We start from the raw sequence: 24,603 nt of genomic DNA on the forward strand, positions 1-24,603 counted from the left end.
CATCCTCCTCAGGCCTTCCGGCCGCGGGTGAGCATCAGGTTGAGCGCCGCCATCACCGCCGCCATGGCGGCGATGGTGTAGGCGATCGCCGCGGCGTAGCCGAAGTTCAGGCTGACGAAGCCCTGCTTGTAGAGATAGGTGCCGAGCGTTTCGGTGGCGCCGCCGGGCCCGCCGCGCTCGGTGATCAGCCAGGGTTCGGTGAACAGCTGCATGGTGCCGATGATCGACAGCACCAGGCAGAAGATCAGGATCGGCTTCAGCAGCGGCAGGGTGATGCGGAAGAAGCGGTCGGCCGGCGACGCGCCGTCGATCGCCGCCGCCTCGTACAGGTCGCGCGGGATCGACTGCAGCCCGGCCAGGAGGATGATGGCGTTGTAGCCGGTCCAGCGCCAGGTCACCGCCACCATGATCGTGGCCATCGCCGCGTTCGGATCGTGCAGCCAGTCGATCGGCGCCAGGCCCAAGGCGGCGAGGCCGTGGTTGACGGCGCCGAACTGGCCGTTGAACAGCAGCCGGAACACCACCGAATAGGCGACGTCGCTGACCACGACCGGGGCGAAGAAGGCGAAGCGGTAGATCGGCCTCAGCCTGAGGAGCGGCGAGTTCAGGGCCACGGCCAGCAGCGTGGCCAGGATCAGCATCACCGGCACCTGGATCGCCAGGATGATCAGCGTGTTCTTCAGCGCCCCCTGGAAGGCGCGGTCGACCAGGAGACGCCGCCAGTTGATGCCGATGTTCCAGGCCCAGGGATTGACCCGCGTGTTCTGCAGCGACAGCAGCGCCGAATCGATGATCGGCCAGCACCAGAACACGGCGAAGACGAGGAAGAAGGGCAGGAGGAACCAGTACGGCGCCAGGGCATGCCGCCGGCGCCGCCACCTGATGCTGGCCTCTGACGGCGCGGCGGCTGGGGCCCCGCGTGTCCGCGGGGCCTGGAGGCCGGCTCGGGTAGCGGTTCCCATCACGCGGCCCCCGTCACTCGGCGACGGGGAGGCCGGTGGCGGCGGAGATCTGCTCGGCCGCCTCGTCCAGGGTCTCCTTGGCCGATTTGCCGTTGCCCTTCAGGAAGGCCAGCAGGATGCCGTCGGCGATGTTGTCGGCCTCGGCGAAGTACTGGGTGCCGCGCGCCGGCTTGATCTGCGGCAGGGTGGACAGCACCACCTCCCAGACCTTCTGGCCGCCCCAGTAAGGCAGCGGCTGCTGGACAAAGGGATCCTGGATCGCCTCCGGCAGGGTCGGCACCAGGCCCGAGGCCTTGAGCTGGGTGATCTGGCTGTCCGGCCGGCCGTTCGCGAAGTTGATGAAGGCCAGGGCCGCCTGCGGGTTCTTCGACGAGGCCGGGATGGCGAGCGAGGAGCCGCCGATATTGGCGGCGCGGTTGCCGCCGGATTCGAACGCCGGCAGCTGGAAGACGCCCCATTTGCCGCTCAGCTCCGGCGCGTTGCCGCGGATCGAGCCCTCGTACCAGGCGCCGAAGACCGAGCTGGCCAGCCGGTTGGCCTTGATCGCCTGCAGGCTGCCGTCCCAGTCGCCCTGCATGAACAGGCCGGCGTCGGTGATCTTCTTAACCGTCTCCAGCGCCCGGACGCAGCCGGGCTGATTGACCGTGATGTTCTCGCCGCCGTCGTCGAAGAAGGCACAGCCGGCCTGGTTGGCCAGGATGCGGAACCAGGCCGTGTTGGTCGCTCCGCTGTTGGTGGAGACGAACTTCACATCGGGGCCGGCCTTGGCCAGCACCGCCTTGCCGGCGGCGATGAAGTCGTCCCAGGTCTGGATCTTGGCCGGGTCGACGCCCGCAGCCTCGTACATGTCGCGGCGGTAGAACACCACGGCCGGGCCGGAATCCCAGGGCATGGCGTAGATCTTGTCGCCGACGGTCAGCTCCGTGAGCTTGAATTTCGGGAATTTGGCGAGGAGGTCGGCCTCCTTCGGGTCCAGTGACTTCAGGTCCAGGAAGCAGTCGGGAAAGCGGGCCCAGAACACTTCGGATTCGTGGTTCTCGACCGAATAGACGTCCGGCATGTTGATGCCGCCGGCGGAGCAGCCGGCGAGGCCGCGGTCGTAGACCGGCTGATTGCCCAGATCCTCGACCGTCACCTTGACGTTCGGATAGGCCTTGTTGAATTCGGGGACAACGGCCTTCAGCGCCGTCGCCGCCACGTTCCAGCTCCAGACCTTGATCTCGCCCTTCAGATCCGACTGCGCCATCGCCGGCGCGGTCAGGGCTAAGACGGCTGCGCCGGCCATGCCGGACATCATGCCGGCGATCCTGCCAAGTCTGCTCATCAGGGTCCTCCCTCTGTTTGGCTCGTGTCTGGGTCCGGCGGACGGGTCCAGCCTGCCACAGGCGGGACCCGCTTCGCGGAGCTTATCGTCGCCTTGTGCGGGGAGTATGAATCCGATGGTTTCCGCATGTCGTCCCGTCCAGGGACGAATTTTTCCGGGATTCTAAGGTCGACGATGAGCCGAGCCTCGACTGCACGCATACCGAGACTGCCGGGCCTGTCCGAGCGCATCGTCGGTGCCGACGCGCGGCGCGAGGTCCTGGTGATGCGGCGGGCGCACCAGCACAGCCAGATCGAGCTGAACTTCATGCTGGAAGGCGCCACAACCTATCTGTTCAACGGCAGGCGGGTGACGATCGGGGCCGGCGACTTCGTGTTCTTCTGGGGCGCCATCCCGCACCAGACGATCGAGGTGTCGAGCCCGGCCAGCTTCGTCTGCCTTTATCTGCCGATCGAGATGTTCCTCAGCGCCGCGCTGGGATCGCGGCTGAAGAGCGCGGTGCTGGGCGGCGGCATGATCGGCGACCGGGCGCCGCTGCCCTTCGACGCCGCCCAGTTCGAGCATTGGCACGCCGAGTTGAACCGCGGCGACGATCGGATCACCGCCCTGGTGCGGCAGGAGATCGAGCAGCGGCTGCGGCGCACCGACCTGTGCGGCTGGGAGGTGCTGAGCGACACCGGCGATGGCGCCGCCGCCTCCGAGGGCCGGCACGCCAAGGTCTGGGCCATGGCCGGCTTCATCGCCGCGCATGCGACAGAGCCGATCTCGGTCTCCGACGTGGCCGCCTCGGTCTGCCTGCACCCGAACTACGCCATGGCGATCTTCCGCGAGGCGCTGGGCCTGAGCATCGGCGGCTATCTGACGCGCCAGCGCCTCTATGTGGCGCAGGCGCTGCTGCTGTCGACCGACACCGACATCGTCACGATCGCCTTCGAGTCCGGCTTCGGCTCGGTGTCGCGTTTCTACGAGGCCTTCAGCCGCCACTTCGCCATGCCGCCGCGCCAGTTCCGCATCCTCTACCGCGGCGGTGGATGAGGGGGCGGGGGCAGGCCAGTCGGATCCCGTACAGTCCCCTTCATCGTCATGGCGAGCCCCGCAGGGGCGTGGCCATCCAGGTTGGTCGGACCTGTTCCGGCTGCGGACTGGATGGCCACGCTTCGCTCGCCATGACGGTGTGGGGGCAGGTGTCGGCTCTCTAGATCAAATCGGGATACAGGTCCCGCCAGTCCGGATTCATGGCTTCGATCAGAGCCAGCTTCTTCTTTCGCGACCCGCTTTGGATCTGCTTCTCGCGGGCGATGGCGTCGATCATCGACGCGTGCGGCTCGTACCAGACCAAGAGCTTACAGCCGTATCGGGACGTGAAACCTGGGATGAGCCCCTCTCGATGCTCGTAGGCGCGGCGCTGGAGGCTGGATGTCACGCCGGTGTAGAGCGTGCCGTTGCGCCTGCTCGCCATGATGTAGACGACGGGCTGCATGGGCGCCCCACGGTCGTATCGATCGGTCTCATCCTATCCGAACTCGTCATGGCGAGCGAAGCGTGGCCATCCAGTCCTTCAGCCTCAGCGAAAGGCGGGATAAGTCTGGATGGCCACGCCCCTGCGGGGCTCGCCATGACGAGAGGGGACAGGCTTCGGGTCGACCCGGCACCATCAGCCTACAGCCCATCCCCCAAGCTCCAGTGCTGTCCCCAGCGCGGATCGGCCTCGTCGCGCACATCCTGGAAACGGATGTCGGCCGACAGGCGCATGGTCCCGTCCGGGTCGTCGTTGCGGGTGGCGGCGTGGATCATGTAGGGGCTGTGGAGCACCACGTCGCCGGCGGCGTAGTCGGCGGCCAGCCAGCGCGCGCCGAAGCGCTCCGCCATCGCCGGCAGGTCCTTCGAAATCCAGCCGGTCTCCGTCATGTTGCGGTTGTAGGCGCTGATCCGCTCCTCCGGCGGCAGGTCGGCGTTCTTGCGACTGAACTCCGCCTCCATCTGGCGGCCGAGGCGGTGCGACCCTTCGAGATACAGCAGCCCGCCCATCCGCACCGGCACGTCGCCGATCGGGATCCAGGCCGTCACCAGCCGGTCGGTGCCGGCGCGCAGATAGATCAGGTCGTAATGGGCGCCGGTGGCGGCCGGGTCGCCAGGCCGGGTGAAGCGCAGGATCTTGCGCCGGTGCAGCATGCTGATGCCACCGATCAGCCGGTCGATGAAGCGCCACAGCTCCGGCATCAGGCAGAAGGATTCGAAGGCCGAGGACCGCACCAGCTCCATCAGCCGGCCGCGGGCTGCGGCATCGGGCGGGCGGCCGGAAGCTCGGCCTTCCACCGGATCGGATCCGTCGGCCAGCAGGCCGAGCTCGGCGAACTGGGCGAAGACGTGGCGGCGGAACGCCAGCACCGCCGCGCGCGGCAGCAGCGACCGCAGCCAGAGATAGCCCTCGGCGTCGTAGCGCGACCGCAGCGCCGCGATGTCCTCCGCCGGGTCGCTCGGCGTCAGCCAGCCCAGCCGCGCCGGGCTGCAGTCCAGCGCGTAGCCGTTCGACCACAGCGCCGTCGGCAAAGGGGCTTCTCGAGGCATCGCCGATGTCCTTCGCGTGGACCTCCGGCCGGCAGTATGGCCCCCGTCGAACCGGACGTCAGCCGCCGGCGGCGGTGACCAGCACCTCGACCGTGCCGACGCCGTCGAACTCGGCCTGGGCCCGGGCGCCGGGCACGACCTTGTGGACGCCGGTGGTCATGCCGGTCAGCACCCAGCTTCCGGCCGGCAGCGCCCGGCCGCGGCGGCCGAGATGCTCAGCCAGGAAGGCGAGGGAGGCGATCGGACCGCCGCCGGCGACACGCGCGGCGCTGCCATCGCCGACCACCGCGCCGTCGACCCGCATCCGCACCGTCCAGTCGGAGAGCGGGCGGCCGTCCCAATCCGCGATTGCGGGGCCGATCACCAGGCCGGCATTGTTGCCGAAGTCGCTGGCCACGGCGCCGGGGCCGAGGTCGTTCAGCGTCGCCAGCGGGCTGCCGGCGATCTCCATCCCGGCATGGATCGAGTCGACATAGGGCCGCACCTCCTCGATGGTCCGCGGCCGGGCCTCGGCGGGGATGTCGCGGCCGATCCGCAGCACGAACTCGGCCTCGACCGCGCCGAAGCCGCCCGGGATCACCGGCGTCTCCACCGGGCCGCCGCGGGCGTCGCGCAGGTTGCGGGCGAACACCGGCCCGGCCAGGCGCGGCGCGTCATAGCGCGGGCGCCAAGTTTCGGCGATGCCGGCCACCTTCCAGCCGACCAGCGTGTCGGTCCACAGGCCGATCGCCTCCTCCTGCACCGCATAGGCGGTGGCGAGGTCCGGCGGCAGCGTGCCGGGATAATCCGGCAGGGCGCGGCCGGCGCGGCGGGCTTCGGTGAAGGCGATGGCCAGGTCGCGGCTCGAGCTCATGAGGTGGCTCCGTCGGGGCAATTGCATTCTTGTGTATGGTAGTATGGGCTGTTATGCAAGGCGGCAACGGAAGGCAGGATCCCGCGTGAAGATCGACCCCGGCCAGAGCTTCGAATCCGTCGCGCGCCGAGTGGAGCGCGAGCTGCGTCGCGCCATCGTGGCGCTGGAGCTGCCGCCCGGCGCCCGGTTGTCGGAGCAGGAGATCGCGCAGCGCCACGGCGTGTCGCGCCAGCCGGTGCGCGAGGCGCTGATCGCGCTGGCCAAGACCCGGCTGGTCGAGGTGCTGCCGCAGCGCGGCACGGTGGTGGTCAAGCTCTCGGTGCGGCGGATGGCGGAGGCGCGCTTCGTCCGCGAGGCGGTCGAGGTGGCGCTGGTGCGGCGCGCCTGCGAAGGCTTCGACCGGTCGAGCCGCGAGCGCATCGACGACCTGATCGAGGCCCAGGAGAAGGCCGCCTCCCGCTGCAACCACGGCGACTTCCAGCGCTATGACGAGCTGTTCCACATCGCCATCGCCGAGGGCGCCGGCTGCGGTTTGGCCTGGATGGCGGTCGAGGACATCAAGGCGCATATGGACCGGATCTGCACCCTGACGCTGCCGGGCACGGAGGCGATGCTGCCGCTGATCGACCAGCACCGCGCCATCATGGCGGCGATCGACGCCCGCGACCCCGACGCGGCCGAGCGGGCGATGCGCCACCACCTGACCGAGATCCTGCGCGCCCTGCCGCGGATCGAGGCCGAGCATCCCGAATTGTTCGACGAGCCCGCCCCGGGCCGCACCCGATAGACGCGAAGAGGACAGGCATGAGCGACACCCCGACCACCCGCCAGGCGGTGCATTACGAGCAGGCCGAGATGCTGGACGGCGAGGATCTGCGCCGGCATTTCCTGATCGAGCAGCTGATGGTCCCGGGCCAGCTCTCCGCCACCTACACCCATTACGACCGGATGCTGGTGATGGGCGCGGTGCCGACCGACAAGCCGCTGGTGGTCGGCGAGGACCTGGCGAAGCTGGTCGGCAGCGCCACCCTCCTGGAGCGGCGCGAGCTCGGCCTGATCAATATCGGCGGGCCAGGCCGCGTCACCGCGGACGGCACCGTCTTCGAGGTCGGGCCGCAGGACGCGCTCTATCTCGGCAAGGGCATCGCCTCGGTCGCCTTCGCCAGCGCCGACCCGGCCAACCCGGCGAAGTTCTACATCAACTCGACCCCGGCCCATGCCGGGCTGCCGTCACGTGTGGTCGCCAAGAATCAGGCGATCGTGAAGGAGCTCGGCGCGCCCGAGACCAGCAACCGCCGCACGCTGTACCAGTACCTGCACCCGGAGGTGCTGCCGACCTGTCAGCTGCTGATGGGGCTGACCTGGCTGCACACCGGCAGCGTCTGGAACACCATGCCGGCGCACACCCATGACCGGCGGATGGAGGCGTATTTCTACTTCGAGCTGCCGGCCGACGCCGTGGTGATGCATTTCATGGGCCGGCCCTCGGCCACCCGCCACCTCGTGGTGCGCAACGAGCAGGCGGTGCTGTCGCCGCCCTGGTCGATCCATTGCGGCGCCGGCACCGCGTCCTATGCCTTCATCTGGAGCATGGGGGGCGACAACCAGGCCTTCACCGACATGGATTTCGTCGCCATGGGGGACCTGCTGTGACCGCGAGCCTCTTCGACCTCTCCGGCAAGGTCGCGCTGGTCACCGGCGCGCGCACCGGCCTCGGCCGCGGCATCGCCCTGGCTCTGGCGGAGGCCGGGGCGGACATCGCCGGGCTCGGCTCCCGCCCGATGCCGGAGACGGCGGCGGCGATCGCCGCCACCGGCCGCCGCTTCGTCGAGGTGGTGCGCGATCTCGAGGACTCCTCCGGGCTCGATGCCGTGGTCGCCGACATCGTCGCCCGGCTGGGACGGATCGACATCCTGGTCAACAACGCCGGCATCATCCGCCGCGCCGACCTGCTGGAGTTCAGCGAGGCGGACTGGGACGCGGTGATGGCGGTGAACCTGAAGAGCGTCTTCTTCCTCAGCCAGGCGGTGGCCCGCCACATGGCGGGGCAGGGCATCCAGGGGCGGATCATCCATGTCGCCTCGGTGCTGTCCTTCCAGGGCGGCATCCGTGTGCCGTCCTACACCGCGGCCAAGCACGGCATCGCCGGGCTGACCCGGGCCATGGCGAACGAGCTGGCGCCGAAGGGCATCACCGTCAACGCCATCGCCCCCGGCTATATGGAGACCGACAACACCGAGGCGCTGCGCGCCGACCCGGTGCGCACCCGGCAGATCCTCGACCGGATCCCGGCCGGCCGCTGGGGCGTGCCGCAGGACCTGGCGACGGCGGCGCTGTTCTTCGCCTCGCCGCACAGCGGCTACGTCACCGGCGCGCTGCTGCCGGTCGATGGCGGCTGGCTGGCGCGGTGAGACTTTTCGTATTGAATTTATGTCGATCCGTTGACATAATTATCTATTCAATCGATTAAGATTGAAACTATATTTCTGTTCGTTTTATCATCGCTGATGCCGGTTCCGCAGCGATGCGGGACCGGCATCAGTTGTTCGTGCATTGCCGATCCGCCATTCCGAGGAGCATTTCGCATGGAAGCTTATCTCGCCACGATCATGGGCTGGGCGCCGAACTTCGCGCCGCGCGGCTGGGCCTTCTGCCAGGGGCAGATCCTGGCGATCTCGCAGAACACGGCCCTGTTCAGCCTGCTTGGCACCACCTATGGCGGCAACGGCCAGACCACCTTCGCCCTGCCCGATCTGCGCAGCCGCCTGCCGATCGGCGTCGGCCAGGGGCCGGGGTTGAGCTCCTATGTCCTCGGGCAGATGGGCGGCTCCGAGAGCGTCACCCTGACCACGAACAACCTGCCGGCGCACGTCCATGACGGGTCGCCTCTGGCCGCGGTCCAGACCGTCGCGACCAGCACGGGCAGCACCGTCCAGACCGCGGCGACCGAAACCTCGATCCTGGGCGCGCCGAACTTCACCGACCCCAGCACCGGTGGGTCCGTCGACGTCAACAGCTTCGCCAACAACACCGCCACGCCCGCGGTCGCGCTGAAGCTCTCCGTCAGCGGTTCGACCGGCGTGACCGGCGGCAGCCAGCCCACCCCGATCCTGCCGCCCTATCTGGCGATCAACTGGATCATCGCCCTCGAAGGCATCTACCCGCCGCGGGACTGAGGAAATCGATGCTCGCCGAGCTCAGCTTCGACGACTTCAAGGACCATCGCGGCCGCACCTTCATGATCGAAGGGCCGGGCGGGCGGGTGGAGGCGACGCTGGTCGCGGTCCGCCTTTCGCCCTATGGATCGCCTGGCCTGTTGCGGCGCCATCCCTTCGCGATCCTGTTCACGGCGCCGTCGTCGCCGGATCTCGGCTCGCAGGTCTACAACATCCGGCACCCGTCCAAGGGGCTGATGGAGGGCGTCTTCATCAGCCCGGTGGTGCCGGCGGCGGTGGACGCGCCGAAGGCGCAGGGGCTGCGCTTCTACGAGGCCGTGTTCAACTGAGGCGCGAGGCGTCGGGTGCCGGCCCGGTCACGCCGCCTCCCGCGCCGCGGCGGCGTCGAGGTGGATCTCCGGATGCCGGCAGCGGTGCAGGATGGTGGCCGGCCAGTCCGGCTCGAAGTCGCGGCTTTCCAGGAGTCGCCGCACCGCCAATCGCTTGTGGCCGCCATGGATGATCATCAGCGCCGCCCGCGACAGGCCAACGATGGTGCCGAGGCCCACGGTCACGCCCCGGCGCGGCACCTCGGCGATATCGGCGAAGCCCGGGAAGGTCTGCATGTTGTCGCGCCGTGTCGCCTCCGCCAGTTCGACGATGCGCGAGTTGCCCTCGGCCGGGCTGCCCGGCGGGTTCATGGCGACATGTCCGTCGCTGGCGCCGCTGGCCAGGAGGAACAGGTCGACCCCGCCGGCCTCGCGGATCCGCCGGTCATAGGCCTCGGGCCGCGCCGGGTCGGGGAACCAGACGGCCGTGTCGGGCATCTGGCGCGGCGCCGGCAGCCTGGCGTTCAGCACCGCCCGGATCTCCTGCTCGGCGAAGCGGCGGCAGCTGTAATGCGCCCGCGGATCGCACAGCGCCGGATCCACCAGCCCCTTGGCCGGCCCCTCGGCCAGGTACTCGTCCATCATCACCAGCACCAGCCGGGACAGGTCGAACCGCGTCATCCCGGCCAGGGCGCCGAGCGCTGTGTAGACCGGCTTCGCCGATCGGCCGGCAGGGCAGCCCAGCAGATAGGACCGCTTCTCCTCCGCCGCGCGCTCGATCCCGCCCAGGATCCGCTGGGCGACGGCATGGCCCAGCGCCTCCGGCGTCGGATGGACGGTGACCGGGATGGCGATGGTGGCGCGCATGGCAGGTCCTGGCGGTCGCCCGGGTGCGAAAGAGTGTGCAGGGCCTCGCTCCGCCGCGCAACCGCCGCGGGCTGGCTCAGGCCACCGCCGGCCGCGCCGCCGCGCCGCGCTCCCGCAGCCAGCGCTGCCCGAGAAGCGCGATCGTCAGCGCCGTCGCCCCGCCCGCGACCGAGACCCAGAATCCCGAGGCCGCGCCGAATTCGTCGATCACCCGGCCGGAGATCGATGAGCCCACGGCCATGCCGATGCCGACCCCGGTCATGGCCCAGGTGATCCCTTCGGTCAGCTGAGAGGGCGGCACCAGCCGCTCGATCAGCCCCATGGCGGTGATGACGGTGGGTGAGACGGCGGCGCCGGCCAGGAACAGCACCAGCGCCAGGGCCGGGATGCTGTCGACGACCAGCAGCGGCAGGGTTGTCAGCGCCGCCAGGCCGATCGCCAGCACGAACTGGGCGCTCAGCGAGACCCGCGGCTTCATCGCCCCGAACACCAGCCCGACGATCAGCGATCCGACGGCGTAGGCGGCCAGCACCAGGCTGGCAGCGGCAGTGTGGCCGTGCGCTTCGGCGAAGGCCACGGCGGTCACCTCGGCGGTGCCGAAGATGGCGCCGATCGCGACCATGGTCAGCCCGATCACCCGGATCGATCCCAGCCGGACGACGGAGCGGCCGCGCCCGGCCTCGGGCGCATGCACCGGCGGCTCGGTCGCCTTCAGCCGGCTGAACAGGGCCACGCCGGCGGCCAGCAGCAGGGTCGCCGCCAGCGGACCGGCTTCCGGAAACACGGCGACGCTGAGGCCGATCGCGAGGATCGGCCCGGTCATGAAGATCACCTCGTCGACCACGGATTCGAAGGCGAAGGCGGTACGCAGCTCCGGCGTGTCACGGTACAGCTCGGTCCAGCGCGCCCGCACCAGCGCCGTCATGCTCGGCATGGCGCCGGCGCCGATGGCGAACAGGTACAAGGTCCAGTCCGGCGCGCCGAGGCGGGTGGCCAGCATCAGCCCGGCCATCGCCGCCACGGTGACGACCGTGGCCGGGATCGCCACCCGGCCCTGGCCGTGCCGGTCGACCAGCCGTGAGATCTGCGGCGCGATCAGCGCGTTCGACAGGGCGAAGGTGGCGGAGACGGCGCCGGCCAGCGCGTATTCGCCACGGGCCTGCGACAGCATGGTGACGATGCCCAGCGTCACCATCGCCAGCGGCAGCCGGGCGATGAAGCCGGCGGCGGAGAAGGCCTTGGCGCCGGGGGCCCGGAAGATCTCGGCATAGGGGTTGGGCATGGCGGACTCCGCTGGTAACAGCAGTACTGGCATACGCGACGTATGTGAACCAGATAATTGCATACGCGGCGTATGTCAATTAGCATACGGCGAGTATATGAAAGGAGGGGCATGGCCCGCAGACCCCGCAGCGAGATGATCGCCGAGACCCGCGCCAAGCTGCTGCGCGCGGCCCGGCACGCCTTCGGCGCCAAGGGCTATGCCGAAGCCTCGATGGACGACTTCACCGCCGAGGCCGGCCTGACCCGCGGCGCCCTCTACCATCATTTCGGCGACAAGAAGGGGTTGCTGCAGGCCGTGGTGGCCGAGATCGACGCCGAGATGGGCGCGCGGCTGCAGCAGGTCTCGCGCCGCGCCTCCGATCCCTGGCAGGGCTTCGTCGCCGAATGCACCGCCTATCTCGAGATGGCGCTGGAGCCGGAGATCCAGCGCATCCTGATGCGCGACGGCCCGTCGGTGCTGGGCGATCCCTCGACCTGGCCCAGCCAGGGCGAATGCATCCGCTCGATGGCCGGAAGGCTGCAGCAACTGGCGGCGGACGGCGTGATCGTGCCGGTGCCGGCGGAGGCGACGGCACGCCTGCTGAACGGCGCCATGCTGCAGGCCGCGCTGTGGATCGCCAACGCCCCGGACCCGGAGGCGGCGGCGAGGGCGGCGGTCGAAGCGTTGGACACGCTGCTGCACGGGCTGCTGCGGAAGAAAGGTCGTGCGCCGGGCGTTGACTCCCTGTCCATCGCAGGGAGGGCCGGATGAGCGACTATCCCGTGCTGCGGCCGGAGCCGCGGGCCGATGCCGGCGGCGTGCGCCTGCGCCAGGGCGGCTGCAGCTGCGGCGCTGTTCGCTTCACCCTGCGCGGCGAGCCGCTGGTGGTGGGGATCTGCCACTGCAGCGAATGCCGCAAGGCCACCGGCGCGGTCGCCATGGCCTATGCCGACTGGCCGCGCGACGCCTTCACCGTGACCGGCGACGTGCGCACCCATCGCGGCCGCAGCTTCTGCCCGGTTTGCGGCTCGCGCCTGTTCCACCCGGCCGAGGACAAGGTGGAGATCTTGCTCGGCGCCCTCGACGAGGCGCCGGGCGACCTGCGGCCGTCCCGCGAGGGCTGGACCGTCCGGCGCGAACCCTGGCTGGCGCCGGTCGCCGGCGCCAGCCAGTTCGACCGCGATCCGGTGTGACAGAGCAGGACCGTCCGCCCACCCCCTGCGGCTCCGGGACTGGATGGCCACGCTTCGCTCGCCATGACGGCATGAGGGCCGGTGCCTGCTCAAATCAAATCGGGATACGGGTCCCGCCAGTCCGGATTCAGGCTTCGATCAAAATCCGTCATGGCGAGCCCCGGAGGGGCGTGGCCATCCAGCGACACTGGCCCTCGACCGCCTCGTCCCCCGGCTCACGGCCGTGTCCTTGTGATGAGGACGTCAAGCGAAGTCCCGGCCCGCCTCTGGCGCCCTACAGTTCTAGGAACACCTCGAACCCGCCATAGATCATGCGCTTGCCGTCAAAGGGCATGCTGGCCAGATCCCCCTTTAGCCGCGGGTCGGCAAACACCTTCTTGTTGATCTCGTCGCGCGCGGCGCGGGACTCGTAGACGATCCAGGCGAAGATCACGATCTCGTCCTCCTTCGCCAGCACCGAGCGCGGGAAGGAGGTCAGCTCGCCATAGGGCGTGTCGTCACCGATGCATTCGACATAGGCCAGCGCGCCGTGGTCCTTCCACACCGCGCCGGCGTTGCGCGCCATCTCCTTGTACTCCTCCAGCCTGGCCTTCGGCACCGCCAGCACGAATCCGTCTGCATAGGACATCCTGGGTCTCCTCCGTTTGGTCGCATCGAACATAGGACGATCGAGTGTGCGGAGAGCCGACAGGCCGGTCGGATTTTTCTGGCCGCTCACCCCCGCACCCCGATATACGCCGTCGTCCCCGGCCGCAGCTTGTCGTGCACGAACTGGATGAAGGCGCGCAGCTTGGGCAGGGCCTGCGCCCGGCTGGGATAGTACAGGAACAGGCCGGGGGTGGCAGGGCAGAACTCCTCCAGCACCGGCTCCAGCACCCCGGCCGCGACCTGCTCCTGCACGCTCGGCGCGGCGGTGTAGGCGAGGCCGATGCCCATCTCGGCCGCCATCACGTTCATCTCCCCGGTGTTGACGATCACCGGCCCGGCCACCGCCATGTCGAAGGCGCGGTTGCCCTCGACGAACTCCCAGCGATAGATCGGCCCTTGCGACGCACGCCTCGTGCCGATGCAGGCGTGGCGGTGCAGGTCCTCCGGCCGCTGCGGCCTTCCGTGCCGGGCGAAATAGGCGGGGGCGCCGACCACAGTGAAGCGGAAGGGCGGGGTCAGCCGCACCGCCACCATGTCGGCCTCCAGCAGCTCGCCCAACCGGATGCCGGCGTCGAAGCCCTCGGCGACGATGTTGGTCAGCCCGTCCTCGGCGAAGATCTCGACCTGCAGCGCCGGATGGGCGGCGCGGAACTCCAGCAGGATCGGCTCGGCCAGGAAGTGCACCAGCGCGGCCGGCATGTTCAGCCGCAAGAGGCCGGTCACCTCCTCGCCCAGGCTCTGGGCCGCGTCGAAAGCGGCCAGGATCTCCGACACCGCCGGCCGGGCGCGGTCGACGAAGCGCTGCCCGGCCTCGGTCAGCCCGACCTTGCGGGTGGTGCGGGTCAGGAGAGCCACGCCCAGCCGCGCCTCCAGCCCGCGGATGGTCTGGCTGATCGCCGAGGGCGAGATCCCCAGCTCCGCCGCCGCGGCGCGGAAGCTGCGGCGCTCGGCGACGCGCAGCACGGCGATCACGCCGTCCAGCTGGTCACGCTCGATTGTGAAGGGCTTCTTCATGGCCACTGCAGATTATTCCGGATGGCGAGACAAAGCGAGGGGCCATAGCCTGCTCCCACCCAGCAGAGGAGGCGCGGCCATGAGCATCGCCCTGACCCTGAACGGACAGCCCTTCGCCTTCGACGGCGACCCGGAGACGCCGCTGTTGTGGGTGATCCGCGAGGCCGCCGGCCTGACCGGCACGAAATATGGCTGCGGCATCGCCGCCTGCGGCGCCTGCACTGTGCATCTCGACGGCGCAGCGGTGCGGTCCTGCGCCGTCCCCGTCGCGGCGGCGGAGGGACGGGCGGTCACGACCATCGAAGGACTGGCGGAGACGGTGCAGCCGTCGCCGGCGGACGGGCTGCACCCGGTGCAGCGGGCCTGGATCGAGATCCAGGTGCCGCAATGCGGCTACTGCCAGCCCGGCATGATCATGGCGGCCGCTGCCCTGCTGCGCGGCACGCCGTCGCCGACCGACGCCGAGATCGACGCCACCATTACCAATCTCTGCCGCTGCGGCACCTATCCGCGGGTGCGCCGCGCCATCCGCGCCCTGGCGGTGCAGGCGTGAGGGCCGGGCGATGAAGCGGCGCTGGTTCCTCACCGCCACCATCGCCGGGGCCGGCGGGCTGGTGCTCGGCTGGCGCGCCTGGGACCGCGGCTTCGATGCCCGGGCCCGGCAGCTGGCGGAGCGGGACGGCGGCACGCTCCTGGCCGGCTGGCTCAAGATCGGCGCCGACGACACGGTCACGGTCTATGTCCCGCACACCGAGATGGGGCAGGGGGTGCATACCGCCCTCGCCATGATGGCGGCGGAGGAGCTGGATGCGGACTGGGCGCAGGTGCGGGCGGCGCAGGCGCCGGCCGACCGCGCCTTCGCCAACCGCTTCCTCGCCGAGGGATGGACTTTGCAGGATTGGTCCGTGCCCGGGGTGCTGGACGGTGCGGTCGACGCGGCCTTCGCCGCCGCGGCCCGGTTCATCGACCTGCAGCAGACCGGCGGCTCCACCGCCGTGCGCCTCACCGGCCAGGTCGGCATGCGCCTGGTCGGCGCCGCGGCGCGGCAGATGCTGATCCAGGCGGCCGCCCGCCGCTGGGGCGTGCCGGCCGGGGCGCTGGTCACCGCCGGCGGCCGTGTGATCCGGTCCGGGAGCGGACAATCGGCACGCTACGGCGAGCTGGCGGCCGAGGCGGCGGATCTCTCGGTGCCGGCCAGCCCGCCGCTGAAGCCGCGGCAGCGCTGGCGCATCATCGGCACGCCGGTGCCGCGGCTCGACATCCCGGCCAAGGTCACCGGCGCCTTCGGCTACGGCATCGACCTGACCCTGCTGGGAATGCGCGTCGCGACCGTGACCGCGGCGCCGGTGCCGGGCGGGCGGCTGCTCTCGGTCGATCCGGCACCGGCGCTGGCGGTGGCGGGGGTGGAGCGGGTGGTGCGGCTGGACGACGCCGTCGCCGTCATCGCCCGCGACACGTGGACGGCGCAGAAGGGCTTGGCGGCGCTGGCGCCGCGCTTCTCCGACGCCGGCCATGGCGGCGTGTCCTGCGCCACCATCGACGCGTCGCAGGACCGGGCGCTGGCCGCGGAGGAGGGCGAGGCCCGGGTGACGATCGGCGACGCCGCCGCCGTCCTGGCGCAAACGCCGGCCGACCGCATCGTCGAGGCCGCCTATCGCGTGCCGCATCTGCATCACGCGGCGATGGAGCCGATCAGCGTCACGGCGCAGTTCGCCGATGGTCGGCTGACGGTCTGGGCCGGCGACCACAACCCGCTGGTGGCCCGGCGCCAGCTCGTCGCGCTGTCCGGGCTGGCGGCGGAGGACGTGACGCTGGTGCCGCTGCCGATGGGCGGCTCCTTCGGCCGGCGCGGCGGGCGCGACGACGGTCCGCCCAGCTACTTCGTTCAGGCCGTGGTTCTGGCGAACGCGGCGGCGCCACACCCGGTGAAGCTGGTCTGGAGCCGGGAGGAGGACTTCGCCCAGGGCACCTTCCGGCCGCGCCTGGCCTGCCGGATCCGCGCCGCGCTGGCGCCGGACGGCACGCCGCTGGCCTGGTCGCAGCTCTATGTCGACGGCATGCCGGCGCCGGTCGAGGCCTTCCGCATCCCCTACGCCATCCCGAACCAGTCGATCCGCGCCGTGGCGGTGCCGGACCCGGTGCGGCGCGGCTCCTGGCGCAGCGTCAACCACACCCAACACGCCTTCTGGAGCGAGAGCTTCATCGACGAGCTGGCCCACGCCGCCGGCCGCGACCTCTTCGCCTATCGCCGCGACCTGCTGCCGCCGGGCTCGCGTCCCCTTCGGGTGCTGGAGGCGGCGGCGGAGGCAGCCGGCTGGGGCGCGGCGCTGCCGCCCGGCACCGGCCGCGGCATCGCGGTGGCCGAGGCCTATGGCACGGTGGTCGCCCATGTGGTCGAGGCCTCGCCCGGCCCCGGCGGCCGGCCGCGCGTCCACCGCGTCGTCGCCGCGGTCGATTGCGGCGACGTCTGCAACCCCGACACCGCGCGGCAGCAAATCGAAGGCGCGGTGGTGATGGGGCTCAGCGCCGCGATCGCGGAGCGGATCACGGTCGAGGGCGGTGCCGTGGTCGAGCGCAACTTCCCCGACTATCCGCTACTCGGCCTGGCCGAGACGCCGGAGATCGAGGTGCGGTTCCTGCGCAGCGATGGGCCCTGGGGCGGGCTCGGCGAACCCGGTTTGCCCCCGGTGGCGCCGGCCCTGGCCAACGCCCTGTTCGCCGCGACCCGGACCCGCCGCCGCGGCCTGCCGCTGGCTTCGTCATAAGCAGGCGCCGCTATCACTTTCCCCTGTCCTTCTTCTTCCTATTATGATGCCTGGGAGTCGTCCTTGGACCCGCTGGGAGACCTCATGCCCTGGATCGCCGCCAGCAGCGTCGCCGGTCTGTTCGGCCTCATGCTGCTCGAGCGCCTGCTGCCGATCCTGCCGTCCTACGGCCTGCTGGTCGCTGTCGGGATGGCGGTGGGCGAGGGCTACTGGTCGCTGCCGCTGGCCTTCGCCCTGACGGTGGTCGGCAGCATCGCCGGCTGCGCCCTGTTCTACGCGCTGGGCTGGGGCCTGGGCGAGGCGCGGGCCGGGGCGCTGCTGCGCCGCACCGCCGGCTTCTTCGGCATGGCGCCGGCGCGGGTCGACCGCTGCATCGCCTGGTTCCGCGACCGCGGGGTGATCTTCGCCTTCGTGGCCCAGCTGGTGCCGACCGTGCGGCTGGTGGTGCCCGGCATTGCCGGGCTGCTGCGGGCCCACCCTGCGATGTTCTTCGCCGCGACCGCCCTCGGGATCGGGCTGTGGAACGGGCTGTTCATCGGCACCGGCTACGCTGCCGCGTCGCTGGTCAAACCCAGCCCGAACGCCTCCTCGATCGCGCTGACGGTCCTGGTTGCGCTGGTGCTATTGGAGCTGATGGGCACGATGATGTGGCGTAGCTTTTCCCGCCGGCGGCAGGCCGTCGCCGTCTCTCACGCCGGCGCACCGCCTGCCCTGGGGCCGGGTCTCGGGCTGGCGCCGCGGCCCTCGACCGGCCCGTCGCGCCGCCAGGACGCGGCCGACGACTTCGCCTTCTTCCGCGCCTGGCTGAAGGCGCCGCTGCGGGTGGCCGCGGTGGTGCCGTCGGGGCGGGCGCTGGCCGCCGCGATCACCGCCGAGATCGGGCCGGACTCGGCCCCGGTGATCGAGCTCGGGCCCGGCACCGGCGCCTTCACCCGGGCGCTGATCGGCCGGGGCGTGCCGGAATCGCGGCTGGTGCTGGTCGAGGCCGGGCCGGATTTCGCGGCGCTGCTGCAGCAGCGGTTCCCGGCGGCGCAGGTGCTGTGCATGGATGCCGCCCGGCTCGGCACCGCCGATCCCTTCGGCGGCGAGAAGGCGGGGGCTGTGGTCAGCGGCCTGCCGGTGCTGTCGATGCCGCCCAAGGCGGTGATCGGCATCCTCGACGGCGCCTTCCGCCATCTGCGGCCGGACGGCGCCTTCTACCAGTTCACCTACGGGCCGCGTTGCCCGATCCCGCGCGCCATCCTCGACCGGCTCGGGCTGAAGGCGGTGCGGATCGGCCGGGCGGTGGCGAATGTCCCGCCGGCCGCGGTCTACCGCATCACCCGCCGCTGGCCGCGGCCGCCGGCTTAGCGGTCGATCGCCAGCAGCGCATGCCCGGATCGGTCCGGTCGGATGACCAAGTTCGACGAGCTTCGATCAATCGGTCACAACACTGCCGACTCGCTCGGCAGTGGGATCTGTTTTCTCATCGGCATCTATGACGTGGACGTCTTCGACGAGGTCCGTAACGCGCCGGAAGGTTTCATCACGGTTGACTTCCTGACAGGCACCACGTCGGGAGGCAGGCCTTCGCAATCTCTGGCCAGAGCGGTAACGTTGTATCGGGACGCCTTGGCCGGCCTTTGTGAGAAGCACGGCACGAACCCCTCCGCCTTTCGGAAGCTCACGGCCCGCTATTCGGTCGATTGGTGTGGCCCGAGCTTCGCTGTCACGGTTGTCGACCAACAGGGACGGTCTTCGGTGGACCGTTACGTCGGAAGGCCAGGACGGCGGCCGAAGGTCCTCGATCCTCTCGGCCGGCTCCGGCCGGAGAAGCCTCAGTCTCGGTCCTGAACTGCGCCTTCTTCGGTGCGTACGGCCTTCGCCACCATCGCGTCCCAGGCCGCCATGGCGACGTCGATAGCGGCATGCAGCTCGGCCCGGCCGGCGCCGTCGCGGGCCTGGATGGACAGGCCGGACAGCACCGTGGAGTAGAAATTCGCCAGCGGCGCCAGATCGATGCCGGCGGGAAGCTCGCCGTCGGCAGCGCCCTGCTGCAGCCGCCGCAGGACCTGCCGGCCGGTGTCGCGGCGGTACTCCAGCAGATGCGAGCCAAGTTCCGCATGCTCCGGCGCCATGTTGATGGCGCCGAGGATGACGAAGCAGCCCTGCGGCAGGGCCGGATCGGTGAAGGCGTCGGCGTTGTCGCGCAGCATCGCCTCGATCGCGCCGCGCGCGGTCCGCTCGCATTCCAGCGCCCGGCGCGTGGCGGAGCCCTCGGTGGCGCGGTACAGCTCGATCGCCTCGCGGAACAGCGCCTCCTTGCTGCCGAAGGCGGCGTAGAGGCTGGGCGCGGCGACGCCGATCGCCGCCGTCAGGTCGGCCATCGACACGCCTTCGTAGCCGCGCTGCCAGAACAGCACCATCGCCCGCCGCAGGGCGGCGTCCCGGTCGAAACCGCGGGGCCGGCCGCGTTCCGCCATCCTCGCTCCTTTCTTTAACGACCCATAAATAATTCGCTTGACCATCGGACGCAACTGCGCCAGCTATTTATTTATCGATCATTAAAGATATGGAGCATCCCATGGCCGACCTGTCCGGAAAGGTGGCGCTGGTCACCGGCGCCAGCCGCGGCATCGGCGCCGCCATCGCCCGCCGTCTCGCGCGGGAGGGCGCCGATATCGCCCTGACCTACAGCGCCTCGCCCGATAAGGCGCGGGAGGTGGCGGGCGACATCGAGGCCACCGGCCGGCGCGTCCTGCTGATCGAGGCCGACAGCGCCGATCCGGCCGCCGCGGCGGCGGCAGTGGACCGGGCGGCGGCGGGGCTCGGCCGGCTCGACATCCTGGTCGCCAATGCCGGCATCGCCGTGCACAAGCCCTTCGCCGAGTTCACGGTGGAGGAATTCGACCGCACCGTCGCGGTCAATGTTCGCGGCGTCTTCGTCGCCGCCCAGGCCGCCGCCCGGCACCTGCCGGAAGGCGGGCGGATCATCGTCATCGGCAGCAACCTGGCCGATCGGATGCCGCGGGCCGGGACCACGCTCTACACCTTGTCGAAGACGGCGCTGACCGGTCTGGTCAAGGGTGCTGCGCGCGACCTCGGGCCCCAGGGCATCACCGTCAACCTGGTGCAGCCGGGCCCGACCGACACCGACATGAACCCGGCCGACGGGCCGCGCGCCGATGCCTTGCGCGCTCTGATGGCGATCCCGCGCTACGGCACCGGCGACGACATCGCCGGCCTCGTCGCCTGGGTGGCCTCACCCGAAAGCCGCTTCGTCACCGGCGCCGCCCTCACCATCGACGGCGGCATGTCGATCTGACGATCCGCAGCAGGACCAGCACCATGACTGCAGACACCATGTCCGACCGCACCGCCAACGGCCTGTGGGTGCTGGGCGCCGTCTGCCTGGCCGGGCTGATGATGCCGCTCAGCTTCACCGGCCCGGCCGTGGCGCTGCCGGCGATCGGCCGAGAGCTCGGCGGCAGCCCGGTGGCGCTCGCCTGGGTGGTGAACGCCTTCGTGCTGTGCTTCGGCAGCTTCGTCATGGCGGCCGGGGCGCTGGCCGACCAGCTCGGCCGCAAGCGCATGTTCAGCATCGGCGTGGCCGGCTTCGCCCTGCTGTCGCTGGTGCTGGGCTTCGCCCCGTCGGTGGTGGCGCTCGACCTGCTGCGCGGCGCCCAAGGCGTTGCCGCCTCGATCGCCATGGCCGGCGGCGCCGCCTCGCTGGCGCAGGAATTCGAGGGGCCGGCCCGCACCCGCGCCTTCAGCCTGCTCGGCACCAGCTTCGGCATCGGCCTGGCCTTCGGCCCGATTCTGTCCGGCGCGCTGGTGGAGACGCTGGGCTGGCGCGCCATCTTCCTGACCGGCACGGTGATCGGCCTCTCGGTCCTGGCCTTCGGCGTGCCGCGGATGCGCGAATCGCGCGACCCCGGCGCCACCGGGGTCGACTGGCCGGGGCTGCTCAGCTTCACCGCTGCCCTCGGGCTCTTGACGTTCGGCATCATGCAGGGGCCGCAGGACGGCTGGGGCAGCCCGGTGGTGCTCGGCCTCCTGGTCGGCGCCGCAGCGATGCTGGCGCTGTTCGTCGCGATCGAGACGCGGGTGCGGCGGCCGATGCTCGACCTGTCGCTGTTCCGTTATCCGCGCTTCGTCGGGGCGCAGTTCCTGCCGATCGCCACCGGCATCTGCTTCGTGGTGCCGCTGGTGCTGCTGCCGGTGCGCTTCATCGGCGCGGAGGGGATGAGCGAGATCGAGGCCGGCGGGCTGATGATCGCGCTGTCGGCGCCGATGGCGGTGGTGCCGTTCCTGGCCGGGCTCCTGGCGCGGCGGATTCCGGCCGCGGTGCTGTCGGCGGTCGGCCTGGTGATCGCGGCGCTCGGCCTCGCCTGGCTCGCCGCCGTCCCGGTCGGCGCCAGCGTGGCGGCGCTGGCCCTGCCGATGCTGGTGGTCGGCATCGGCACCGGCCTGCCCTGGGGGCTGATGGACGACCTCTCGGTCAGCGTGGTGCCGCGCGAGCGCGCCGGCATGGCCACCGGCATCTTCTCGACCATGCGGGTGGCGGGCGAGGCGGTGGCGATCGCCGCCGCCGGCGCCCTGGTGGTGGCGCTCGGCCAGTCCGGCCTCTCCCGCGCCGCCGGCGGCGAGGCCGCGGGGCGGGTGGCCGACGCGGTCAACGCCCTCGCCGGCGGCGACATGGGCCGCGCCGAATCGCTGCTGCCCGGCCTCGGCCGGGCGGCTCTGGCCCAGGCCTATGGCGGCGCCTTCCAGGCGATGCTGGTCGTCCTCGTCGCCGCCACGCTGGCGGCGGCGCTGGTCGCCTATGCGCTGCTGCGCCGGCGGGAGGCTGCGCTCAGGCCGGCCGAGGCCTGTAAGAACTATTGAGAGCCAGGTCGGGCTCGCCGGCCGCGGGCCTGACCTGATCCGATCGGCTCGACTTACTCCTCGTCGTCGCTCGACTGGAGCTGAATATAGTTCTGCAGCCCCATCTGGCTGATCAGGTACTGCTGCGATTCGAGCCAGTCGATATGCTCCTCGGTGTCGGCGAGGATCGTCAGCAGGATGTCCTTCGAGACGAAGTCGCGCACTGATTCGCAATGCGCCATCGCCTCCTTCACCGCCTTCTGGTTGGCGGTCTCCAGGCCGAGGTCGGATTCCAGCATTTCCGGCACGGATTCGCCGATGCCGAGCTTGCCGAGATCCTGCAGGTTCGGCAGGCCTTCCAGCACCAGGATGCGCTCGATCAACAGATCGGCGTGCTTCATCTCGCCGATCGATTCCTCATAGACCTTCTTGGCCAGGCGCTTGACGTCCCAGTTCTTGAGCATCCGCGCATGCAGGAAATACTGGTTGATCGCGGTCAGCTCGTTCTTCAGCACCGCATTCAGATGGGTGATGACTTTCTTGTCGCCCTGCATCGTCGCCTCGGCTGGCCTTGGTCAATTTCGTGGATCGCACCTTAGAACGATTACAGGAGTCCGTAAAGTTTTACTTCTGTAACTGAGAGACAATCGCAGCTTTATTGCAAATCATTCCCGATCTCCGCCGGCGAGGCGATGCCGAGCGCCAGTACTGCCAGGCTTTCCGCCGCCAGCGGATAGGCCGTCCCATCCAATGGCGGAACACTCGGCGTCCGCGCCGTGTCCAGCCAGGGATGCCAGGTCCCGAGAGGCGGCAGGGCGAAGGCGATATCCTTCGGCGCGGCATTGAGCAGCAGCAGGAGCGGGGGCGCCCCCGGCTCACTCAGCAGCACGCCGAGGGCGGAGCCGGCGGGATCTTCCCAGTCGGCCGCGGTCATGGGCCGGGCGTCCGGCCGCAGCCAGGCGACATCGTGCAGGCCATCCACACCGTTCAGGGCGCCATGCAGGAAGCGCGGCTGGCGCAGGGCCGGATGGGCCCGTCGCAGCGCCACCATGCGGGTCACGAAGTCGAGGAAGGCCGGGTCGGTCGCCGACCAGTCCAGCCAGGTCAGCTTCCCGTCCTGGCAATAAGCATTGTTGTTGCCCTGCTGGCTGTGGCCCAGCTCGTCGCCGCCCAGCAGCATCGGCACGCCCTGGCTGAACAGCAGCGTCGCCAGCAGGTTGCGCCGCCGCCGCGCCCGCCGCGCCGCGATCGTCGGGTCGGTGCTCGGTCCCTCGGCGCCGAGATTGTCGGAGTGGTTGTCGTCAGTGCCGTCGCGGTTGCCCTCGCCATTGGCCTCGTTGTGCTTGCGGGAGAAGCTGACGAGGTCGGCCAGGGTGAAGCCGTCATGGGCGGTGACGAAGTTGATGCTGGCCCAGGCGCCGCGGCCGTCATGGTCGAGCAGGTCGGCGGAGGCGGAGAGGCGTCGCGCCAGCTCCGGCCGCAGGCCGGGGTCGCCGCGCCAGTAGCGGCGGACGCCGTCGCGATAGCGGTCGTTCCACTCCGACCAGCCGGTCGGGAAACCGCCGGTGCGGTGGCCGCCCGGCCCGATGTCCCAGGGCTCGGCGATCAGCTTGCACGGCGCCAGCACCGGGTCCTGCGCCACCGCCTGCAGGAAGGGGGCGGCGGGGGTGAACTCGCCGTCGACCCGGGCCAGGGTGGTGGCGAGGTCGAAGCGGAAGCCGTCGACATGCGCCGCCTCGACCCACCAGCGCAGGCTGTCCATCACCATCTGCAGCACGCGCGGATGGGCGAGGTCGAGGGCATTGCCGGTGCCGGTCGGGTTGAACGGCTCGCGCCGGTCTTGCGGCGCGTGCTGGTAGTAGGACAGGTTGTCGATGCCGCGGAAGTTCAGGGTCGGGCCGAAGACGTCGCTCTCCGCCGTGTGGTTGTAGACGACATCGAGGATCACCTCGATGCCGGCCCGATGCAGCGCCTTGACCGCCTGGCGCAGCGCGTCCAGCGGCGGCAGGCCGCCGGCATAGGCGGGATGGACGGCGAAGAAGGCCGTCGTGTTGTAGCCCCAATAATTCCGGAGGCCGCGCTCGAACAGCGCCCGCTCGTCGATGAAGGCGTGGATCGGCATCAGCTCGACCGCCGTGACGCCGAGCCGGCGCAGATGGTCGATCACCGCCGGATGGGCCAGGCCGGCGAGGGTGCCGCGCAGCGGCTCGGGCACGCCGGGGTGCCGCATGGTCAGGCCGCGCACATGCGCCTCGTAGATCACCGTCTCCGCCCAGAGCGTGCGCGGCGGCGCGTCGTCCTGCCAGTCATGGGTCGGGTCGATCACCACCGATTTCGGCACGAAGGGGGCGCTGTCGCGCGGGTCGAAGGACAGGTCGGCCTCGGGATCGCCGCGGCGGTAGCCGTGCACCGAATCGTCCCAGCGGAAGCTGCCGGCCAACCCCCGGGCATAGGGGTCGAGCAGCAGCTTGTTCGGGTTGAAGCGGTGGCCGTCGCGCGGCGCGTAGGGGCCGTGGACGCGGTAGCCGTAAACGGTCCCGGCCCCGGCCCCCGGCAGGAAGCCGTGCCAGACCTGGTCGGTGCAGGCCGGCAGGTCGCGGCGGGCGAGCTCCTGCCGCCCCTCCGCGTCGAACAGGCACAGCTCGACCCGTTCGGCATGGGCCGAGAACAGGGCGAAATTCACCCCGCCCTCCGTCGGCGTGGCGCCGAGCGGCCAGGGACGGCCGGGCAGAAGCAGATCGGGTAGCGGCATCGTGACGGTTCCCTCGGTCCGGTCGCGCGGGCAGGATGGGGTGCGCGGGCGGCGGCCGTCCACC

General features: G+C 70.6%; 26 protein-coding genes. 14 read left to right on the forward strand and 12 right to left on the reverse strand.

Annotation, left to right across the window (positions count from 1 at the left end; genetic code table 11):
- Nucleotides 1-8: 8 nt before the first annotated feature.
- Nucleotides 9-962, reverse strand: a complete 954-nt coding sequence (locus KXR53_RS08915; protein WP_437374767.1) for a carbohydrate ABC transporter permease — start codon at nt 960-962, stop codon at nt 9-11.
- A 13-nt stretch (nt 963-975) separates the two neighbouring features.
- Nucleotides 976-2,286 (reverse strand): ABC transporter substrate-binding protein, encoded by a 1,311-nt coding sequence (locus tag KXR53_RS08920; protein WP_437374768.1) that lies wholly within the window; start codon nt 2,284-2,286, stop codon nt 976-978.
- A gap of 174 nt (nt 2,287-2,460) precedes the next feature.
- Here KXR53_RS08920 and KXR53_RS08925 point away from each other — a divergent pair, with 174 nt between their 5' ends.
- A complete protein-coding gene (locus KXR53_RS08925) occupies nt 2,461-3,321 on the forward strand; it encodes a helix-turn-helix domain-containing protein (RefSeq protein WP_437374769.1) in 861 nt (286 codons plus the stop codon).
- A gap of 160 nt (nt 3,322-3,481) precedes the next feature.
- Here the strand turns inward: KXR53_RS08925 and KXR53_RS08930 are convergent, their stop codons facing one another.
- The 3 genes from KXR53_RS08930 to KXR53_RS08940 all read right to left on the reverse strand — a co-directional run bounded on the left by KXR53_RS08930 (nt 3,482) and on the right by KXR53_RS08940 (nt 5,707).
- The gene (locus tag KXR53_RS08930; protein ID WP_437374770.1) at nt 3,482-3,766 is read right to left on the reverse strand and encodes a GIY-YIG nuclease family protein; all 285 of its coding nucleotides are present in this window, start codon (nt 3,764-3,766) and stop codon (nt 3,482-3,484) included.
- A 179-nt stretch (nt 3,767-3,945) separates the two neighbouring features.
- Entirely contained in the window at nt 3,946-4,854 is a 909-nt protein-coding gene (locus KXR53_RS08935; protein ID WP_437374771.1) for a phytanoyl-CoA dioxygenase family protein, read from the reverse strand.
- A 58-nt stretch (nt 4,855-4,912) separates the two neighbouring features.
- Nucleotides 4,913-5,707 carry a 2-keto-4-pentenoate hydratase gene (locus KXR53_RS08940; RefSeq protein ID WP_437374772.1) on the reverse strand — a complete coding sequence of 265 codons (795 nt, stop codon included), beginning with the start codon at nt 5,705-5,707 and terminating at the stop codon, nt 4,913-4,915.
- Nucleotides 5,708-5,792: 85 nt separating this feature from the next.
- Here KXR53_RS08940 and KXR53_RS08945 point away from each other — a divergent pair, with 85 nt between their 5' ends.
- From KXR53_RS08945 to KXR53_RS08965, 5 genes are all read left to right on the forward strand, one after another.
- Nucleotides 5,793-6,494 carry a GntR family transcriptional regulator gene (locus KXR53_RS08945; protein ID WP_437374773.1) on the forward strand — a complete coding sequence of 234 codons (702 nt, stop codon included), beginning with the start codon at nt 5,793-5,795 and terminating at the stop codon, nt 6,492-6,494.
- 17 nt (nt 6,495-6,511) lie between these two features.
- Nucleotides 6,512-7,360 (forward strand): 5-dehydro-4-deoxy-D-glucuronate isomerase, encoded by an 849-nt coding sequence (gene kduI, locus KXR53_RS08950; RefSeq protein ID WP_437374774.1) that lies wholly within the window; start codon nt 6,512-6,514, stop codon nt 7,358-7,360.
- Complete coding sequence (kduD, locus tag KXR53_RS08955; protein ID WP_437374775.1) at nt 7,357-8,118, forward strand: 2-dehydro-3-deoxy-D-gluconate 5-dehydrogenase KduD; 762 nt, start codon at nt 7,357-7,359, stop codon at nt 8,116-8,118. The genes kduI and kduD overlap by 4 nt, the downstream gene beginning before the upstream one ends.
- Before the next feature lie 174 nt (nt 8,119-8,292).
- Nucleotides 8,293-8,883 carry a phage tail protein gene (locus tag KXR53_RS08960; protein ID WP_437374776.1) on the forward strand — a complete coding sequence of 197 codons (591 nt, stop codon included), beginning with the start codon at nt 8,293-8,295 and terminating at the stop codon, nt 8,881-8,883.
- Between the two features lie 8 nt (nt 8,884-8,891).
- On the forward strand, nt 8,892-9,212 hold the full coding sequence (locus KXR53_RS08965; protein WP_437374777.1) for a DUF6916 family protein: 321 nt from the start codon (nt 8,892-8,894) through the stop codon (nt 9,210-9,212).
- Nucleotides 9,213-9,239: 27 nt separating this feature from the next.
- Here the strand turns inward: KXR53_RS08965 and KXR53_RS08970 are convergent, their stop codons facing one another.
- Both KXR53_RS08970 and KXR53_RS08975 read right to left on the reverse strand, forming a co-directional pair.
- Nucleotides 9,240-10,058 (reverse strand): 6-phosphogluconolactonase, encoded by an 819-nt coding sequence (locus KXR53_RS08970; protein WP_437374778.1) that lies wholly within the window; start codon nt 10,056-10,058, stop codon nt 9,240-9,242.
- Between the two features lie 76 nt (nt 10,059-10,134).
- Nucleotides 10,135-11,340, reverse strand: coding sequence for an MFS transporter (locus KXR53_RS08975; RefSeq protein ID WP_437374779.1), 1,206 nt, complete (start codon nt 11,338-11,340; stop codon nt 10,135-10,137).
- A gap of 111 nt (nt 11,341-11,451) precedes the next feature.
- Between KXR53_RS08975 and KXR53_RS08980 the strand changes: the two genes are divergently transcribed.
- The gene (locus KXR53_RS08980) at nt 11,452-12,093 is read left to right on the forward strand and encodes a TetR/AcrR family transcriptional regulator (protein WP_437374780.1); all 642 of its coding nucleotides are present in this window, start codon (nt 11,452-11,454) and stop codon (nt 12,091-12,093) included.
- Complete coding sequence (locus KXR53_RS08985; RefSeq protein WP_437374781.1) at nt 12,090-12,515, forward strand: GFA family protein; 426 nt, start codon at nt 12,090-12,092, stop codon at nt 12,513-12,515. The genes KXR53_RS08980 and KXR53_RS08985 overlap by 4 nt, the downstream gene beginning before the upstream one ends.
- Before the next feature lie 274 nt (nt 12,516-12,789).
- Here the strand turns inward: KXR53_RS08985 and KXR53_RS08990 are convergent, their stop codons facing one another.
- Together KXR53_RS08990 and KXR53_RS08995 are read right to left on the reverse strand one after the other, a co-directional pair.
- Nucleotides 12,790-13,143 carry a DUF1428 domain-containing protein gene (locus tag KXR53_RS08990; protein WP_437374782.1) on the reverse strand — a complete coding sequence of 118 codons (354 nt, stop codon included), beginning with the start codon at nt 13,141-13,143 and terminating at the stop codon, nt 12,790-12,792.
- A gap of 86 nt (nt 13,144-13,229) precedes the next feature.
- A complete protein-coding gene (locus tag KXR53_RS08995) occupies nt 13,230-14,177 on the reverse strand; it encodes a LysR family transcriptional regulator (protein WP_437374783.1) in 948 nt (315 codons plus the stop codon).
- Nucleotides 14,178-14,256: 79 nt separating this feature from the next.
- On the opposite strand from KXR53_RS08995, the gene KXR53_RS09000 reads away from it, so the two are divergent.
- From KXR53_RS09000 to KXR53_RS09015, 4 genes are all read left to right on the forward strand, one after another.
- On the forward strand, nt 14,257-14,730 hold the full coding sequence (locus KXR53_RS09000; protein WP_437374784.1) for a (2Fe-2S)-binding protein: 474 nt from the start codon (nt 14,257-14,259) through the stop codon (nt 14,728-14,730).
- A gap of 10 nt (nt 14,731-14,740) precedes the next feature.
- Entirely contained in the window at nt 14,741-16,942 is a 2,202-nt protein-coding gene (locus tag KXR53_RS09005; protein ID WP_437374785.1) for a molybdopterin cofactor-binding domain-containing protein, read from the forward strand.
- 84 nt (nt 16,943-17,026) lie between these two features.
- Nucleotides 17,027-18,292, forward strand: a complete 1,266-nt coding sequence (locus tag KXR53_RS09010; RefSeq protein WP_437374786.1) for a VTT domain-containing protein — start codon at nt 17,027-17,029, stop codon at nt 18,290-18,292.
- A gap of 42 nt (nt 18,293-18,334) precedes the next feature.
- Nucleotides 18,335-18,775 carry a hypothetical protein gene (locus KXR53_RS09015; protein ID WP_437374787.1) on the forward strand — a complete coding sequence of 147 codons (441 nt, stop codon included), beginning with the start codon at nt 18,335-18,337 and terminating at the stop codon, nt 18,773-18,775.
- Here the strand turns inward: KXR53_RS09015 and KXR53_RS09020 are convergent.
- Nucleotides 18,760-19,404 (reverse strand): TetR/AcrR family transcriptional regulator, encoded by a 645-nt coding sequence (locus KXR53_RS09020; RefSeq protein WP_437374788.1) that lies wholly within the window; start codon nt 19,402-19,404, stop codon nt 18,760-18,762. The two genes, KXR53_RS09015 and KXR53_RS09020, sit on opposite strands and share 16 nt — an antisense overlap.
- Nucleotides 19,405-19,505: 101 nt before the next feature.
- Here KXR53_RS09020 and KXR53_RS09025 point away from each other — a divergent pair, with 101 nt between their 5' ends.
- Nucleotides 19,506-20,246: an SDR family oxidoreductase gene (locus KXR53_RS09025; protein WP_437374789.1), complete on the forward strand. Its 741-nt coding sequence runs from the start codon at nt 19,506-19,508 to the stop codon at nt 20,244-20,246.
- A gap of 23 nt (nt 20,247-20,269) precedes the next feature.
- Nucleotides 20,270-21,808: an MFS transporter gene (locus tag KXR53_RS09030; RefSeq protein ID WP_437374790.1), complete on the forward strand. Its 1,539-nt coding sequence runs from the start codon at nt 20,270-20,272 to the stop codon at nt 21,806-21,808.
- 53 nt (nt 21,809-21,861) lie between these two features.
- On the opposite strand, the gene bfr is transcribed toward KXR53_RS09030, so the two are convergent.
- Nucleotides 21,862-22,341 (reverse strand): bacterioferritin, encoded by a 480-nt coding sequence (bfr, locus tag KXR53_RS09035; protein WP_437374791.1) that lies wholly within the window; start codon nt 22,339-22,341, stop codon nt 21,862-21,864.
- A gap of 101 nt (nt 22,342-22,442) precedes the next feature.
- The gene (gene glgX / locus KXR53_RS09040) at nt 22,443-24,539 is read right to left on the reverse strand and encodes a glycogen debranching protein GlgX (RefSeq protein ID WP_437374792.1); all 2,097 of its coding nucleotides are present in this window, start codon (nt 24,537-24,539) and stop codon (nt 22,443-22,445) included.
- Nucleotides 24,540-24,603: the final 64 nt, after the last annotated feature.

This window comes from Inquilinus limosus (genome assembly GCF_051487185.1).
Taxonomy (GTDB): Bacteria; Pseudomonadota; Alphaproteobacteria; order DSM-16000; family Inquilinaceae; genus Inquilinus; species Inquilinus limosus_F.